The organism is Labrys sp. E2SS-1L (genome assembly GCF_057073705.1).
This window is the reverse complement of the sequence record NZ_CP172712.1, coordinates 4454154-4469572: the sequence shown is the minus strand read 5'-3', so window position 1 is coordinate 4469572 and position 15419 is coordinate 4454154. Positions and strand designations below refer to the sequence as shown.

The following is a 15419-nucleotide window of genomic DNA, read 5'->3' as shown; positions in this document are numbered from 1 at the left end:
GAGCTGGCCTGGTAAGAAATTGCGCGATGAGTATTGACCATATCCGTTATGATCTTCTCACTCAGGATGCGCTGCGCGGCATGGTTCGCCGCGTATTGGCCGATGCTGCGCGCGTCGGACTGCCTGGCGACCATCATTTTTTCATCTCCTTCAAGACCCAGTTCCCCGGCGTCAGTATTCCGGCGCGCTTGGCGGAAAAGTTTCCGGAGGAGATCACCATCGTTCTCCAGCATCAGTTCTGGGACCTTACCGTCAGCGACTACGGCTTCGAGGTCGGATTGTCCTTCGGCAATGCTCCCGAACGGCTGATCGTACCGTTCGCCGCCATGACGGCCTTCTTTGATCCGTCGGTCGATTTCGGCGTGAAGTTCGAAGTCGACGAGGGCGAGTCGGAAGAGGAGGCCGCGCCCACGCCGGCGCCGGCTGCGATCCGTGCGGTTCCGCGTGGCGACGAGGGCGAAGCCGGCAAGGGTGCGCCGACCAAGGAGGCCGGGGCCAAAGAGATGGCAGCCAAGCCCGCTCGCAAGAAAGCCAGTCCGCCTGTGGAAGAGCCGGTGGCGGCGGATGAGGGCGGTGAGGACGACCGGCCCGCCGAGAGCGAGAAGATCGTCAGCCTCGATCATTTCCGCAAAAAGAAGTAGGCGCGCTTTCCCGCATTTTTGCCGGTGAGCCGCGCGTCGCGGATCTGCGCGGTACGTCAGCTCTTATCGATCTCCGCGACAGCGATGTTCGCGACCTCGAGGGTTCGCGCCACATGCTCGTCCTCGCCATCCTCGATCAGCCAGGTCGCTGAAAGCCCTGCCCAAGCCAGGATCCAGTGAAGCAGGCGGCCGCGCTCCAGCTGCGCAGCCCGAGCGACCACTTCGACCTGCCGCGCAAGGCGTCCCCGCGCGGTGGCGACCGTATGGTCCGGATTGCAGAAGAGATTGGCGTAGTCGAAACCCCGCTCGCCCTTCAGGCGTTTGGGGGCGATGGCAAGCCAGCCTCGCTCGCCGAAATCGAGAATGTTGGCGTGATGAATGTCGCCATGAAGGGTGACGACATCGCGCGGATTGGCGAGAAGCGCTCTGGCAGCGACGGCAGATCGCGCAAAAATCTCCCCTTCGAGTGCAGCCTCCAGTGCCTGAAACCGCTGTTCGAGCGGGATCAAGTCAAGCGGAGGCATCGCGCGCGCCTCATGCAACGCACCGACGACTTTGCAGATGATGCGGCTGGCCTCGTCATCCGCTCCGTTTTTGGCCATGTGGACCAGCGAATGGCGGCCGGTGGCGCGCTCGAGCAGGATGGCCCGGTCGTCATGCGCAAGGACACGGGCAGCGCCACGCCCGCCCCACCAAATCATCAGGCCGGCACCCCAGCGTTCTTCCGCCTCAGTGGCGACCTTCAGCATGGCCGGCGCGCCAGCGTGCAGAACCGGCAGAAGGCGGCTCGAATGGGTCACGATCGGATCACCGTCGGGAACCAGCGCCCATCGTCGGACATAGGGGGCGAAATCAGTGGCCGTCGCCATGCCGTCTCACAGGGTATGCTCCCGCTTTTCCTGCCCGGCCATGACGGTCGCCCGATGCGGATTCGCAAAACCCCCTTTGCCGGAGCCGGAAAGGGGGTTTTTTTGCTCTCTTGAACGCTCAAGAAGTCCGCGAGCGGCTCAGTTCAGCGCCAGCGCTACGAAGCGCAGCTCACCCTGGGTGTTCGACAGCAGCAGCAGGGCCTGCTTGGTGCCGGACTTCTTCAACTCCTCGATGCGCTTGCTCACATCCTCGGGATTGGAGACCGCCTGCTGGCCAACCTGCAGGATGACGTCGCCGACCTTGACCTGCTTGTCCTCGGCCGAGGAGCCATTGTCCACCTTGGTGACCACCACGCCCTTGGCGTCGTTGGCAAGCTTGTACTTGTCGCGCAGCTCCTTGGTGATGCCGGACATTTCCAGGCCGAGCGCCTTGGTGATCTTCGGCTTTTCGGGCGTTTCGGTGCCGCGGGTGGATGCCTTGATCGCCCCGTCGCTCTCATCGAGCCGGGCGACGGTCACGGTCTTGGTCAGGGTCTGGCCCTTGCGCAGGATCACCACCTCGACCTTCTTGTCCACCGGCGTGTCGGCGACGAGACGGGGCAGGTCCCGCATTTCCTTGATGTCGTGGCCGTCGAATTTCAGGATCACGTCGCCCGGTTCGAGGCCTGCCGGCTTGGCAGGTCCCTTGTCGTCGACGCCGGCGATCAGCGCGCCCTGGGCCTTCTGCATGCCGAGACTCTCGGCGATGTCGTCGCTGACGCCCTGGATCCGCACGCCCAGCCAGCCGCGCCGCGTCTCGCCATAGAGCCGGAGCTGCTCGATCACCGGCTGCACGGTCGCCGACGGCATGGAGAAGCCGAGGCCGATCGAGCCGCCCGTCGGCGAGATGATGGCGGTGTTGATGCCGATGACGCCGCCGTCCATGTCGAACAGCGGCCCGCCGGAATTGCCCTTGTTGATGGCAGCGTCCGTTTGCAGGTAGTTGTCGTAGGGTCCCGAATTGATGTCGCGGTTGCGGGCCGAGATGATGCCCAGCGTCACCGTGCTCGACAGGCCGAACGGGTTGCCGATCGCCATCGCCCAATCGCCCACGCGGACCTTGTCGCTATCAGCGAACTTCACGGCCTTCAGCGGCTTGGGCGGATCGACCTTCAGCACGGCGACGTCGACTTTCTTGTCGCGACCGAGCAGCTTGGCCTTGAGCTTGGAACCATCGTTGAAATTGACCTCGATGTCGTCGGCATCGTCGATGACGTGGTTGTTGGTGACGATGATGCCGCTGGGGTCGATGACGAAGCCCGAGCCGAGCGCCTCGGTTTTTCGCGGTCGCTGCAGGCCCTTGCCGTCCTTGTTGTTGAAGAACTGGTTGAAGAATTCTTCGAAAGGCGATCCGGGCGGCAGCTTGGGCATGGGCTGCTTGGGCGCATCCTCGTCGTCATCGTCATTGCTGCCGGCGGCAACCGTCTGCGACGTCGAGATGTTGACGACGGCATCGATCAGCTCGGCCGAGAGATCGGCGACGGAAGGCGGACCTGCCGCAGCCATGGCCGGCGGCGCTACCAGCGTGACCGGGCTCGCGGCAAGGAGGGCGGCGATGGCAACGGCGCCGCTGCGGCGCATCAGGGTGTTGAGTTGAATCGGCATCAAGTCCTCGGATGGTCACCCGCATCGGTGTTGATGTGGGGCGCGGTCGGATTGAATTTCAAGTGCGGAATGCGGCGCGAGCGTGACGTACTCGCAAGTTCACGCAAAGTTGGGGCTTGTCAGTTTCACCCGCAACAGGATGGGACGGTGCATCGGGCCCCGAGGTGTCCGGCTACCGAGCCGACGACGTCACATGCCCCTTACGGCCCAGATTATGATGATACCGATGATGGCGGAAATGAATCCGGCGAGGCGGAGCTGCGCATTGGGGGAGTTGGCGACCGAGACCATCATGCGCCGTACCGGATCGGGAAAGGCCAGGAAGAACAACCCTTCGATCGCAAAGGCCAGTCCGAGCGCAGTGATGAAATCACCGAAAGAGAAACTATCCATCCGCCCCACACATTATGTGAACCGCACCCGAACCTTCCGACGGTTTGCGATCCTGGAGCAAAATGCGTTCATGTCTGAACGCTTGTTCGCTCCAGCTCCTTGTTTTCAGCCAATCCAACCGATTGGCCAGAGCGTTTTTGCGATTCTTGGTGAACCCGTCAAATCGCAAGACGCTTTTGGCAAGGGCAGCCGTCAGAATGTTCACGGCGGTCCTAAGAAAAACGCCGGCCGCAATGAAGCGGTCGGCGCAATGGAGCTTTATATAGGGCCGGCGTCAAGCCTATTGCGCCGGAGGAGCCGGGGGAGAGGCTGCCGGGGCCGGTGCTCCCGTAGGGGCGGCCGGCGAACGCAGATAACGGAAATAATCCCAGTCCGGGCTGATGAAGACCTGCGTGTTGTCGGGCTTCATCGCATCGACGTAGTTCCGCATCGATAGGTAGAACTGGAAGAATTCCGGATCCTTGTTGTAGGCATCCGCCAGGATCTTGATGCGGGCCGAGTCGGCCTGGCCGGTCGTCTCCGCCGCCTTACCGCGTGCCTCACCGAGGATCTTGGCGACCTGACGGTCGGCATCCGAGCGGATGATCTGAGCCTGCTGCGTGCCCTGCGAGCGAATCTGCTGAGCCTCGGTCTGGCGCTGCGACTGCATCCGCTTGTAGACGGCCTCGGAGTTGGCCTGCGGCAGGTCGGCGCCGCGGATACGCACGTCGACCACCTCGATGCCGAGGCCGCCGGCTTCACGATTCACCTCGGCGCGAATCTTCTCCATCAGCGCGGTACGCTGGTCACGTACGACGGCGGCGAAGGTCGATTGGCCGAGAACGCGGCGAACCGCCGAGGACAGGATCGAGGAAAGCTGCAGTTCCGCACCCTTCTCCGACCGCGAGGTCTGGAAGAAGCGCAGCGGATCGGAGACGCGATAGCGGGCGAAGGCGTCGACCTTCAGGCGCTTCTGGTCACTGGCGATGACTTCCTGCGGCAGGCTGTCGAGGTCCAGCACCTGCTTGTTGATGTACTCGACATTCTCGATGAACGGCCATTTCCAGTACAGACCGGGTTGGGTCTTGGCCGGCTGCGGTTCGCCGAAGCGCAGGGGCAGGGCGTAGTCGCGCGGCGTCACCGTATAGGCCGACAGATAGACCAGGACCAGGATGGCACCGGTCGCGATCAGGGCGATGGTTCCGAGCGGGGATCTCATTGTGCCGCTCCCTGCTGGGGTTGTGCCGTGCCGGCCGGTCGCTTGAGCAGACGGTCGAGCGGCAGATAGGGCACCACACCCTGGCCTTGCGTCTTCGAGTCCAGGATCACCTTGTTCGTATCGGTGAGGATGGAGGTCATGGCTTCCAGATACATGCGTTCGCGGGTGACCACAGGAGCCTTCTGATAGGCGCTGTAGACTTCGTTGAAGCGCGACGCCTCACCGGTGGCTTCGGCAACGGTACGCGCACGATAGGCCTCGGCCGCCTGGGTGATACGAGCGGCTTCACCGCCTGCTTCCGGGATCACTTTGTTGGCATAGACCTGCGCCTGGTTGATGGTGTTTTCCTGGTCGGCGCGCGCGGCCTGGACGTCACGGAAGGCATCGATCACCTGGGGCGGCGGATCGACATTCTGCAACTGCACCAGGCGAACCAGCACGCCAGCCCGGTAGCTGTCGAGGGCTCGCTGCATCTCGCCTTGCACCTGCTGCTCGATCGCCTGGCGATCGCCGGTCAGGATCGGCGTGATGTTGCGCTGGCCGATGGCTTCGCGCATGGCGCTCTCTGCGACGGCCCGGATCGTGCCACGGGGATTGGCCAGGTTGAAGGCGTAATCCTGCGGCGCGGCCGGGTTGATCTGCCACTGCACCGTGAAGCCGATATTGACGAGGTTCTCGTCGCCGGTCAGCATTTCATTGGCGCTGTCGCTGTCGCCACGCGTGCCGACATTGATGGTCTCGACATTGGTCACGGTGGGCTTTTCGACCGTGCCGATCGGATAGGGCACATTGTAGCGCAGGCCCGGCGGGCTCAGCGAAACATATTTGCCAAAGACGAGATTGAGGCCGACCTCATTGGGCTGCACGCGATAGAAGCCGGTGAGGAGCCACAGGCCGATCAGCGCCACCGCGCCGATGGCGATGTTGCGCGGCGTGAAACCGCCGCCGCCCTGGAGATTTTTGAGGCCGTCCTTGCTGCGGCGAAGCCAGTCTTCGAGATCCGGAGGCTGCGAACCGCCGGATGGACCACCACCCCAGGGGCCACCGCCCCCCGGACGCCCGCCCCCGCTGTTGCCGCCGCCGCTACCCCAGGGGCCACCACCGCCGCTCTGGTTACTCCAAGGCATGTCTTGGTCCTTTGATTGTTCGTCTGCCCAAAGCAGGACGAAAGCCCATTCCAAAGAACGGAATAAGCTGGAGAGAAGCTGCATATAGGAATGCAACCCCCCCGATCAATCCGAAACCATGTTTGAAAACAAGCCTCTAAATCGACGAAACGGCGTTCGAACGAAGCTGTCTCCACATGGCAAAGCTGCGGAAACTCCTATGCAGCCCCTTGAAATTCCTATGTAAACCCGGCGTCGGGCCGCAATTGGCGAACATCGCGACGGGCACGTGTTAAATTTCGTTCATCAGCGCATCCGAAGCAACCGCAAGTGCTTGAGCAGGCTCGACGAAGCGCCAGCCCGGCATCTGGTGGCGGAACCAGGTGAATTGGCGTTTCGCATAATGGCGGGTGTCAGCCTTGGCACCGGCTATGGCCTCCCCGAGCCCGATTTCCCCGGCGAGGTAGCGGCAGAGCCCGGGCACGCCATGGGCCCGCATCACGGGCAGGGCCGGATCGAGGCCGCGCCGGGAGAGCGCGCGAACCTCCTCGATCGCGCCTTGCCCGACCATCAGGTCGAAGCGGTGATCGATCCTGGCATAGAGCTCGGCGCGCTGCGGGCTGAGAAAGAGGCGCAGGCATTTGCCGGCATCGAGCAGGGGGGGCGAATGGGGTTCGCTCTGCCATTCCGACAGGGAGCGGCCGGTTGCTTCGAAGATTTCGAGAGCGCGGATCAGGCGCTGGCGATCACTGGGTCGCAGGCGATTCGCCATGGCAGGATCCTTCTGGCTCAGCCAGCCATGCAAAGCCTGCGTCTCCAGGCCCTCGGCCTTGGCGCGTACAGTGTCGCGCACGCTGTCGGGAACGGCGGGCATTTCGGCCAGCCCCCGCTCCAGCGCCTTGAAATAGAGGCCGGTACCGCCGATCACGATGGGCAGGCGTTGCTGCCGGCGGACGTCATCGAGCGCGGCTGCCGCGTCCGCGCGCCAGCGTCCCACCGAATAATTGACGGCGCCATCGACGTGGCCATAGAGCAAATGAGGTGCGCGCGCCGTCTCGCTGGCATCCGGGCGAGCACTGAGCACGGCAAGATCGCGGTAGACCTGCATGGAATCGGCGTTGATGATGGTGCCGGTGAAGCGCTCGGCGAGAGCCAGGGCCAAAGCCGACTTGCCGCTCGCCGTCGGACCTGCGAGAAGCACGGCGTCATATTGAATGGCTGTCACTCCGGATACCTGTCCTCATGTCCCTTGTCGCCACGCTGATCTCCCATCCGGACCGTCCCGCCGTCGACGCGGCCGCTTTGTCGCGCGCGGTCGAGGCGCTGGCTGCACCGGGGAAGCCCAGCGTTCTGGCTCCCGGCGTGGCCGTCGACATCGCCTGTACAGCCGATGCGCCGATCGTCGAGATCGAGGCTCGTCTGCGCGAGGCTCTCGCGGGGACTACCGTCGATCTGGTGGTGCAGGAAGCCGAGGGGCGGCGCAAGCATCTTTTCCTCGCCGACATGGACTCCACCATGATCGGCCAGGAATGCATCGACGAGTTGGCCGATTTCGTCGGTGCCAAGGCGATGGTGGCCGAGATCACCGAGCGTGCCATGCGCGGCGAGATCGCCTTCGAACCGGCTCTGCGCGAACGCGTGGCCCTGCTGAAGGGATTGCCCGAGAGCATCGCCGACGAGGTCATCCGCGACCGCCTGACACTGACCTCGGGCGGGCCGGAACTGGTGCGCACCATGCGGGCGAACGGGGCTCATACGGCGCTCGTCTCGGGCGGCTTCACCTTGTTTACCGCCAAGATCGGCGCGATGGTCGGCTTCGATGAGCATCACTCCAATCTCCTGGTGGTCAGGGATGGTTACCTCACTGGCGAGGTCGCCGAGCCGATTCTCGGCAAGGAGGCCAAGCGCGCCAATCTCGAGCGCCTGAGGCAGGCGAGGGGCCTGGCAGCCTCCGATACGATGGCAGTGGGCGATGGCGCCAACGATCTCGCCATGCTGGGCGAAGCCGGCCTCGGCGTGGCCTATCGCGCCAAGCCCGCGGTCGCCGCGGCAGCCCGCATGCGGGTGGAACATGGCGACCTGACGGCGCTGCTTTATGCGCAGGGATATCACGGCGAGGATTTCGCACACTAGATATCGGGCACCAAGGACGAGACCACACCTATCGACGGGAAGCGGGAGCGCCAGATGAGCAAGAACGGTAGCCAGTACTTGTTGGATGTGCTGAAGGCTCGCTTCGATGCCAATATGAAGCGCCACAAGGGCTTCGAATGGGCCAAGGTGCAGGCGCGCCTGGAGGCCAATCCCGAGAAATTGCGCTCCCTCGGCGAAATGGAGCGGACGGGTGGCGAACCGGATGTGATCGGCGAGGATCCGGCAACCGGTGACTATGTCTTCTGCGATTGTGCGGCGGAAACACCCAAGGGCCGCAGGAGCCTCTGCTATGACCGCCAGGCGCTCGACGAGCGTAAGGAGCACAAGCCGGAGGGCAGTGCAGTCGACCTGGCCGCCGCCATCGGCGTCGATCTCCTCACGGAAGAACAATATCGCGCCTTGCAGGAGCTTGGGGAGTTCGACTTGAAAACCTCGAGCTGGGTGAAGACGCCGACCGAAATCAGGAAGAGAGGCGGAGCGCTGTTTTGCGATCGCCGCTACGACCATGTCTTCACCTACCACAACGGCGCATCCTCCTATTATGCCGTAAGGGGATTTCGAGGGCGCTTGAAGGTTTAACCCTGCGAGTGGCCGGATATCGTGGCCGGAGCGACAGCTCGGTCATGGTTTGGCAGGAAATCCGCGCTAGTCTTTCAAAGACTGGTGCACAATCTTTTTTGGGAGTCGCGGAATCGCATGCCGCGGCTAAGATCAGGCCATGCTCGACCGCACCCATAAGCCGCATCCCGAACAGGGTTACCTCGACCTCCTCGACCGCGTCTGGCGCGAGGGCACGCCGCGGGTCGACCGCACCGGCGTCGGCACGCGCGCTCTGTTCGGGCAGAGCCTGCGTATCGACCTGTCCGACGGCACGCTTCCCCTGCTCACCACCAAGCGGGTGTCCTGGAAGACGATCGTGCGCGAGTTGCTGTGGTTCCTCGACGGCGGCACCAATATCCGGCCGCTGCTGCAGAACAAGGTGACGATCTGGACCGATTGGCCGCTCGCCAAATATCGCAATGCAACCGGCGAGGCGATCAGCCAGGAGGATTTCGAGGCGCGGATCGTGGCCGACGAGGCCTTCGCCGAGCGCTGGGGCGACCTTGGCCCGGTCTATGGTGCGCAGTGGCGCCATTGGCCGCTCTTCGTGCCGACCGATGTCGAAGGCGAGGAGGGGCTCTATCGCCGGGACCCGAAAGGGATCGACCAGATCGCGCGGCTGGTGCACGACATCAAGCACAATCCGACCTCGCGACGGCTGATCTTCACCGGCTGGAACGTGGCCGAGCTCGACGGGATGGCGCTGCCACCCTGCCACACCACCTATCAATATTTCGTCGCCGACGGGAAGCTCTCCGGTCTGTTGCACCAGCGTTCCTGCGATGTCGGCCTCGGTGTGCCCTATAACCTCGTCACCGCTTCGCTGCTGATCCGCATGCTGGCCCAGCAATGCGACCTCGAGCCCGGCGAGTTCGTCTGGTTCGGCGGCGACGTGCATGTCTACCAGAACCATGGCGATCTCGTGCGTGAGCAGTTGAGCCGCACGCCCAAGCCCTGGCCCACGCTGCGCTTTGCCCGCAAGCCTGCCTCGATCCTCGACTACAGATTCGAGGATTTCATCGTGGAAGGCTACGAAGCCCATCCGGCGATCTCCGCGCCGATCGCGGTGTGAACGGCAAGCCATGAGCGTTCCCGTCATCATGGTCGCCGCGATGGCCCGCAACCGTGTCATCGGCGTCGACAACGGGCTGCCGTGGCATATGCGCTCGGATCTCAAGCAGTTCCGGGCCGCCACCATGGGCAAGCCCCTGATCATGGGTCGCAACACCTATCAGTCGATCGGACGCCCCTTGCCGGGGCGGCGTACCATCGTGGTGACGCGCGACCCCTCGTTTCAGCCCGAGGGAGTGGACGTGGTTGATAGTCTGGAGGCGGCTCTCAGGCGCGGACAGCAGGTCGCGACCGAGATGAAGGCCGACGAAGTCGTCATCGCGGGCGGAGCCGCCATCTACGCCCAGGCCCTGCCACGGGCCAGCCGCCTGCTGCTCACCGAACTCGACCTGGAGGCGCAGGGTGACGCCGTCTTCCCCGCACTGCCGGCCGGAGAATGGCGCGAGGTATCGCGCACGCCCCACCCGCGCGGCGAGGGCGACGATGCCGGTTTCGAGGTGGTGGCGTGGGAGCGCATCTGAGTCTGCGACGTCACCGCCAACTTGAGTTGGGGTCTATGGCCGGAAATAACTGACGCTCTACCCCTGTCATGCCCGGCGATGACAAAGGTCGAGCTAGCTCGTTTCGTTCATGGACGGGTGAATCCTAGGTCTGCTGGTAGACGGCGACCACCTCATCGAAACGGCGCTGTTCGAGATCTTTTCGGCGCATCAGGAAGTAGACGGTGCCTTCGCCCCAGGCGCCGGCGCTCCAATCGGCGAGGTCGAGCTGGAACAGCAGTACCCAATCATGGGCTGCCGCCATGACGGCGGAGCGTTCCTTCTTCCATTCGTCCGACGACAAATGCTGCTTGCCGAATTGCGAGACAATGACGGCATCGTAGCGGGGATCGTCCTGTTCCGGCTGCGGGCTGCCCAGGAGTTGCTGCCGGTGCCAGCGTCCTGCCGGCTTGAGCTTGCCGCCGGCGGTGAGCGCCTCGCCATAGGCCTCCTCGAAGCTCTGTCCGTTCTTGCCGCTTTGCGTTCCTTCGGCCGCCGAATAGGCGGCATTGAGTTTGGCCGATGCCTCCATCTCGATGGCACTGGGATCGGGCAGGCTCAGACTGGCACGCAGGGTCATGCCGCGTTCGGGGGCTTCATAGTTGCTGCCTTCCGCCTGCGATGGTTCAGGCAGTTTGTACTTGGCCCGGTTTTCAGCGGCGTCGCGGCGCGCCTTCTCAGCCGCCCGCGCCAGGTCTTCGGGCATGGCCAGCGTGGCGAGCTTGTTCCGCGGTGCCCGATCCCAGATCACCTTGGCCGGCCGCTTGCCGGTCTCCCATGGTCCGACGGCAAGATCGTAGAAGAACAGCAGGCGCCCGTCCGGGGGAAGGGGAGAGGCGGCATTGCCGAGGCTGGCGGCCTCCGCGAGATCGATCTGGGCGATGAAGGTGTAGGGCAGGCCTTGCGCCAGATGCCGCCGCATTTCTGCGCCAGCTTCCGCATTGCCTTGGCTGGCGATCGCCTCCGGATCAGCGGGTGCCGGCGGACGAGGCCAGGCCGAGCCTGCGGGCAGGTCCGGCCGGCCACCGAATTTGGTGTCGCCGACCACGATCCGTTTGCCGGGCGCCACCTCAAAGACCAGGGTCGGCACCAGCGCCTCGACCAGCATCTCAATGCGCGGCGTGTCGAAATAGGCCTGCAAGGCCAGCCTTGCATCCTCGGGGCTGTCGAACATCATGTTTCTCTCTTGATCGGGGCTTGCCGCTGCGGGCGAGGCGGAGGACGGCAATGAAAGACTAGCTTTGCCAGATGTTGCGCAACAATTGCCAATTTCTGCAAATCAGCGCTTGACCGCCCGAATGCCAACCCTTACAACCCCGTAACTTTCGAAAATTGGGAGCGCGATCTTGCGCAACATCCTTATCGTAGGTTTGGCGTTGTCGGTGGAGCGGGGTTAGCCCGAATCTCCTACGATGACGCACATGGGCCCCTCGAGGGCCTTTTTTATTGCCCGAAACACAAGCGAACGATATTCGAAGCTCGAAAAAGCCAAGGAAAAAGGCGATGTCGACGAAGCAAATGACCGGCGCGGAAATGGTGGTGCAAGCCATGATCGACCAGGGTGTGGACACCTTGTTCGGCTATCCCGGCGGTGCGGTCCTGCCGATTTATGACGCAATCTTCCAGCAGGAACAGCTTCGTCACATTCTCGTCCGGCACGAGCAGGCCGCCGTCCATGCCGCCGAGGGTTATGCGCGTTCCACCGGCAAGGTGGGCTGCGTGCTGGTGACCTCCGGCCCCGGCGCCACCAATGCCGTGACCGGCCTGACCGACGCCCTGATGGATTCGATCCCGCTGGTGTGCATCACCGGCCAGGTGCCGACCCATCTGATCGGCTCGGATGCCTTCCAGGAGGCCGACACCATCGGCATCACGCGCCATTGCACCAAGCATAATTACCTGGTGAAGCGCATCGAGGACCTGCCGCGCATCCTGCACGAGGCTTTCCTGATCGCCGCAAGCGGCCGTCCCGGCCCGGTGCTGATCGACATCCCCAAGGACGTGCAGTTCAAGGTGGGCGAGTATTTCAAGCCGACCGACAACATCCACAAGACCTATCGCCCGCGCCTGGAAGGCGACCAGGACAAGATCAAGGCAGCGGTGGCCTTGATCGCCGGCGCCAAGAAGCCGGTGTTCTATACCGGCGGCGGCGTGGTCAATGCCGGCCCGCGGGCCACGGCGCTGCTGCGCGAATTCGCCAAGCTCACCGGCTACCCGGTGACCTCGACCCTGATGGGCCTGGGCGCCTTCCCGGCGGCGGATCCGCAATGGCTCGGCATGCTGGGGATGCACGGCACCTACGAAGCCAATCTGGCCATGCATGATTGCGACGTGTTGATCAATATCGGTGCCCGCTTCGATGACCGTATCACCGGGCGCATCGATGCGTTCTCACCGCACAGCCGCAAGATCCACGTGGATATCGATCCCTCCTCGATCAACAAGAACGTCAAGGTCGATATCGGCATTGTCGGCGACAGCGCCCATGTGCTGGAGCAGATGCTGGCGGCCTGGCGCGAATTGAAGCCGACGGTCGACAAGGCGGCCTTGGCAAGCTGGTGGGATGAGATCGCCGCCTGGCGCGGCCGCAAGTCGCTGGCCTATCGCGGTTCGGACGAGACGATCAAGCCGCAATATGCCATCGAGCGCCTCTACCAGCTCACCAAGGATCGCGACGTCTACATCACCACCGAGGTCGGCCAACATCAGATGTGGGCGGCCCAGCATTTCCATTTCCAGGATCCCAACCGCTGGATGACCTCGGGGGGCCTCGGCACCATGGGCTACGGCTTCCCGGCCGCGATCGGCGTGCAGCTCGCCCATCCGGATGCACTGGTGATCGACATAGCCGGCGAGGCCTCGATCCAGATGATGCTGCAGGAGATGTCGACGGCGGTGCAGTATCGCCTGCCGGTGAAGATCTTCATCCTCAACAACGAATATATGGGCATGGTGCGCCAGTGGCAGGAACTCCTGCATGGCGGACGCTATTCGGAAAGCTATTCGGCGGCCTTGCCCGATTTCGTCAAGCTGGCGGAAGCCTATGGCGGGGTCGGCATCCGCTGCACCAAGCCGGGCGATCTCGACGCTGCGATCAAGGAAATGATCGACACGCCGCATCCGGTCATCTTCGACTGCCATGTCGACAAGTCGGAGAACTGCTTCCCGATGATTCCGTCGGGCAAGGCACATAACGAGATGATCCTGGGCGACGCGGCCATCGACATCGGCAGCGTGATCGACGCCAAGGGCAAGCAACTGGTGTGATGATTTTCCTCGGACCGCCGGCATCTTGCCGGCTCTTGGAACCATCGGGTTCGAAGAAAAAGAAAGAGCCGGCAAGATGCCGGCGGTCCCAGGAGCGCTCCACCGCCCCACATCCATCTGGAACCCCCAATGACCGGATCCGCCTATTTCATGGCCTCGACGGCCGAGACGATCGTGACCCACACCCTCGTGGTGGAGGTCGACAACGAGCCGGGTGTCCTAGCCCGCGTCGTCGGCCTGTTCTCGGGCCGTGGCTACAACATCGAAAGCCTGACGGTGTCGGAGACCCAGCATGCCGAGCACGTCTCGCGCATCACCGTGGTCACCACCGGCACCGCCAGCGTGATCGAGCAGATCAAGGCGCAGCTCGACCGCCTCGTTCCCGTCCATAAGGTCGTCGACCTCACCTTGACCGGCAAGGCCCTTGAACGGGAGCTCATGCTGATCAAGGTGCGCGGCAAGGGCGAGGCGCGTAGCGAGGCCCTGCGCATCGCCGACGCCTTCCGGGCCCGGGTGATCGATGCCACCGTCGAGAGCTTCGTGTTCGAATTGACCGGCAAGGGCGAGAAGCTCGACCAGTTCATCGAGCTGATGCGCCCGATCGGCCTCGTCGAGGTCTCGCGTACCGGCATTGCCGCGATCGCCCGCGGCCCGGAGCCGCTCTAGGCCCTTCTTTCCATGCGCCAACAGGGCGATGGGCGCAAGAAATGAAGCCCATCGCGCTTTTTCTCATCACAAACATTGCTTCAAACCCGATGTCGGGCTATTCGCCCGCATCATTTCCCCATCATGAACTGTCTGAAGGACAAGGGACCATGCGCGTTTACTATGATCGCGACGCCGATCTGAACCTGATCAAGACCAAGAAGGTGGTGATCGTCGGCTACGGCTCGCAGGGCCGTGCCCATGCGATGAACCTCAAGGATTCGGGCGTCAAGGAGATCGCGATCGCGTTGCGCCCGGGCTCGACCACCGCCAAGAAGGTGGAAGCCGACGGCCTCAAGGTCATGACCGTGCCGGACGCTGCCAAGTGGGGCGACCTCCTGATGATGGCCACCCCCGACGAACTGCAGGCCGACATCTATCGCGACGAAATTGCTCCCCATATCAAGGACGGCGCCGCGATCGCCTTCGCCCACGGCCTCAACGTGCATTTCGGCCTGATCGAGCCGAAGAAGACCGTCGACGTCATCATGATCGCGCCCAAGGGCCCGGGCCACACCGTGCGCGGCGAATATGAGAAGGGCGGCGGCGTGCCCTGCCTGATCGCCATCCATCACGATGCCTCTGGCAACGCCCATGACATCGCGCTCTCCTATGCCTGCGGCGTGGGCGGCGGCCGTTCGGGTGTGATCGAGACCAACTTCAAGGAAGAATGCGAAACCGACCTGTTCGGCGAGCAGGCCGTGCTCTGCGGCGGCCTGGTCGAGCTGATCCGTGCCGGCTTCGAGACGCTGGTAGAAGCCGGCTACGCGCCCGAAATGGCTTATTTCGAGTGCCTGCACGAAGTGAAGCTGATCGTCGACCTCATCTATGAGGGCGGCATCGCCAACATGAACTACTCGATCTCCAACACGGCCGAGTGGGGCGAATATGTCACCGGTCCGCGCATCATCACCGACGAGACCAAGGCCGAGATGAAGCGCGTCCTCAAGGACATCCAGACCGGCAAGTTCACCTCCGACTGGATGCAGGAATATCGCTCCGGCGCCTCGCGCTTCAAGGGTATCCGCCGCCTGAACGACGCTCACCAGATCGAAGTGGTCGGCGAGAAGCTGCGCGGCATGATGCCCTGGATCAGCAAGGGCAAGCTGGTCGACAAGGCCCGCAACTAAGCTTTCGAAAGTATTGTTTTCCGAATACTGAAGTGTAGCAATCCTGTCTCCCGGTTCATTTGAATCGGGAGACGGTCTGGACAGTGTCGTCATCACACTGTC

Annotated in this window: 15 protein-coding genes; 8 read left to right on the top strand and 7 right to left on the bottom strand. The window is 63.3% G+C overall.

Annotation, left to right across the window (positions count from 1 at the left end; genetic code table 11):
- The first annotated feature begins 26 nt into the window (after positions 1 to 26).
- Positions 27 to 641 carry an SspB family protein gene (locus tag ACIGJE_RS20875; RefSeq protein WP_415081546.1) on the top strand — a complete coding sequence of 205 codons (615 nt, stop codon included), beginning with the start codon at positions 27 to 29 and terminating at the stop codon, positions 639 to 641.
- Positions 642 to 697: 56 nt separating this feature from the next.
- Here the strand turns inward: ACIGJE_RS20875 and ACIGJE_RS20870 are convergent, their stop codons facing one another.
- The 6 genes from ACIGJE_RS20870 to miaA all read right to left on the bottom strand — a co-directional run bounded on the left by ACIGJE_RS20870 (position 698) and on the right by miaA (position 7076).
- Positions 698 to 1510, bottom strand: a complete 813-nt coding sequence (locus ACIGJE_RS20870) for an aminoglycoside phosphotransferase family protein (RefSeq protein ID WP_415081548.1) — start codon at positions 1508 to 1510, stop codon at positions 698 to 700.
- A gap of 138 nt (positions 1511 to 1648) precedes the next feature.
- Complete coding sequence (locus tag ACIGJE_RS20865) at positions 1649 to 3154, bottom strand: Do family serine endopeptidase (RefSeq protein WP_415081550.1); 1506 nt, start codon at positions 3152 to 3154, stop codon at positions 1649 to 1651.
- A gap of 189 nt (positions 3155 to 3343) precedes the next feature.
- Positions 3344 to 3547 carry a DUF2065 domain-containing protein gene (locus tag ACIGJE_RS20860; RefSeq protein ID WP_105862061.1) on the bottom strand — a complete coding sequence of 68 codons (204 nt, stop codon included), beginning with the start codon at positions 3545 to 3547 and terminating at the stop codon, positions 3344 to 3346.
- Positions 3548 to 3827: 280 nt separating this feature from the next.
- On the bottom strand, positions 3828 to 4745 hold the full coding sequence (gene hflC / locus ACIGJE_RS20855; protein ID WP_311941583.1) for a protease modulator HflC: 918 nt from the start codon (positions 4743 to 4745) through the stop codon (positions 3828 to 3830).
- Positions 4742 to 5872: an FtsH protease activity modulator HflK gene (gene hflK, locus ACIGJE_RS20850; protein ID WP_311941581.1), complete on the bottom strand. Its 1131-nt coding sequence runs from the start codon at positions 5870 to 5872 to the stop codon at positions 4742 to 4744. The genes hflC and hflK overlap by 4 nt, the downstream gene beginning before the upstream one ends.
- 271 nt (positions 5873 to 6143) lie before the next feature.
- Complete coding sequence (gene miaA, locus ACIGJE_RS20845) at positions 6144 to 7076, bottom strand: tRNA (adenosine(37)-N6)-dimethylallyltransferase MiaA (protein ID WP_394308079.1); 933 nt, start codon at positions 7074 to 7076, stop codon at positions 6144 to 6146.
- 17 nt (positions 7077 to 7093) lie between these two features.
- On the opposite strand from miaA, the gene serB reads away from it, so the two are divergent.
- From serB to ACIGJE_RS20825, 4 genes are all read left to right on the top strand, one after another.
- Positions 7094 to 7984, top strand: a complete 891-nt coding sequence (serB, locus tag ACIGJE_RS20840) for a phosphoserine phosphatase SerB (RefSeq protein WP_415081554.1) — start codon at positions 7094 to 7096, stop codon at positions 7982 to 7984.
- Between the two features lie 54 nt (positions 7985 to 8038).
- The gene (locus ACIGJE_RS20835) at positions 8039 to 8584 is read left to right on the top strand and encodes a DUF4256 domain-containing protein (protein ID WP_367623205.1); all 546 of its coding nucleotides are present in this window, start codon (positions 8039 to 8041) and stop codon (positions 8582 to 8584) included.
- Positions 8585 to 8723: 139 nt separating this feature from the next.
- A complete protein-coding gene (locus tag ACIGJE_RS20830) occupies positions 8724 to 9677 on the top strand; it encodes a thymidylate synthase (protein WP_367623204.1) in 954 nt (317 codons plus the stop codon).
- Between the two features lie 10 nt (positions 9678 to 9687).
- Positions 9688 to 10197 (top strand): dihydrofolate reductase, encoded by a 510-nt coding sequence (locus ACIGJE_RS20825; protein ID WP_415081556.1) that lies wholly within the window; start codon positions 9688 to 9690, stop codon positions 10195 to 10197.
- A 124-nt stretch (positions 10198 to 10321) separates the two neighbouring features.
- Here ACIGJE_RS20825 and ACIGJE_RS20820 read toward each other — a convergent pair whose 3' ends face one another.
- Positions 10322 to 11392 (bottom strand): YwqG family protein, encoded by a 1071-nt coding sequence (locus ACIGJE_RS20820; RefSeq protein ID WP_311941563.1) that lies wholly within the window; start codon positions 11390 to 11392, stop codon positions 10322 to 10324.
- Between the two features lie 326 nt (positions 11393 to 11718).
- On the opposite strand from ACIGJE_RS20820, the gene ACIGJE_RS20815 reads away from it, so the two are divergent.
- The 3 genes from ACIGJE_RS20815 to ilvC all read left to right on the top strand — a co-directional run bounded on the left by ACIGJE_RS20815 (position 11719) and on the right by ilvC (position 15317).
- Positions 11719 to 13482 carry an acetolactate synthase 3 large subunit gene (locus ACIGJE_RS20815; protein WP_311941560.1) on the top strand — a complete coding sequence of 588 codons (1764 nt, stop codon included), beginning with the start codon at positions 11719 to 11721 and terminating at the stop codon, positions 13480 to 13482.
- A 129-nt stretch (positions 13483 to 13611) separates the two neighbouring features.
- Positions 13612 to 14148: an acetolactate synthase small subunit gene (ilvN, locus tag ACIGJE_RS20810; RefSeq protein ID WP_202908416.1), complete on the top strand. Its 537-nt coding sequence runs from the start codon at positions 13612 to 13614 to the stop codon at positions 14146 to 14148.
- 149 nt (positions 14149 to 14297) lie between these two features.
- Complete coding sequence (ilvC, locus tag ACIGJE_RS20805; protein ID WP_311941555.1) at positions 14298 to 15317, top strand: ketol-acid reductoisomerase; 1020 nt, start codon at positions 14298 to 14300, stop codon at positions 15315 to 15317.
- Positions 15318 to 15419: the final 102 nt, after the last annotated feature.

What these genes read in the sequence shown, in the direction of transcription:
- ACIGJE_RS20830 (WP_367623204.1), top strand. Translation starts at nt 8,724, where the DNA reads ATGCTCGACCGCACCCATAAGCCGCATCCCGAACAGGGTTACCTCGAC.
- ACIGJE_RS20815 (WP_311941560.1), top strand. Translation starts at nt 11,719, where the DNA reads ATGTCGACGAAGCAAATGACCGGCGCGGAAATGGTGGTGCAAGCCATG.
- hflK (WP_311941581.1), bottom strand. Translation starts at nt 5,872, where the DNA reads ATGCCTTGGAGTAACCAGAGCGGCGGTGGTGGCCCCTGGGGTAGCGGC.
- ACIGJE_RS20865 (WP_415081550.1), bottom strand. Translation starts at nt 3,154, where the DNA reads ATGCCGATTCAACTCAACACCCTGATGCGCCGCAGCGGCGCCGTTGCC.
- ACIGJE_RS20870 (WP_415081548.1), bottom strand. Translation starts at nt 1,510, where the DNA reads ATGGCGACGGCCACTGATTTCGCCCCCTATGTCCGACGATGGGCGCTG.
- ACIGJE_RS20820 (WP_311941563.1), bottom strand. Translation starts at nt 11,392, where the DNA reads ATGATGTTCGACAGCCCCGAGGATGCAAGGCTGGCCTTGCAGGCCTAT.
- ACIGJE_RS20825 (WP_415081556.1), top strand. Translation starts at nt 9,688, where the DNA reads ATGAGCGTTCCCGTCATCATGGTCGCCGCGATGGCCCGCAACCGTGTC.
- ACIGJE_RS20860 (WP_105862061.1), bottom strand. Translation starts at nt 3,547, where the DNA reads ATGGATAGTTTCTCTTTCGGTGATTTCATCACTGCGCTCGGACTGGCC.
- serB (WP_415081554.1), top strand. Translation starts at nt 7,094, where the DNA reads ATGTCCCTTGTCGCCACGCTGATCTCCCATCCGGACCGTCCCGCCGTC.
- ACIGJE_RS20875 (WP_415081546.1), top strand. Translation starts at nt 27, where the DNA reads ATGAGTATTGACCATATCCGTTATGATCTTCTCACTCAGGATGCGCTG.
- hflC (WP_311941583.1), bottom strand. Translation starts at nt 4,745, where the DNA reads ATGAGATCCCCGCTCGGAACCATCGCCCTGATCGCGACCGGTGCCATC.
- ACIGJE_RS20835 (WP_367623205.1), top strand. Translation starts at nt 8,039, where the DNA reads ATGAGCAAGAACGGTAGCCAGTACTTGTTGGATGTGCTGAAGGCTCGC.
- ilvC (WP_311941555.1), top strand. Translation starts at nt 14,298, where the DNA reads ATGCGCGTTTACTATGATCGCGACGCCGATCTGAACCTGATCAAGACC.
- ilvN (WP_202908416.1), top strand. Translation starts at nt 13,612, where the DNA reads ATGACCGGATCCGCCTATTTCATGGCCTCGACGGCCGAGACGATCGTG.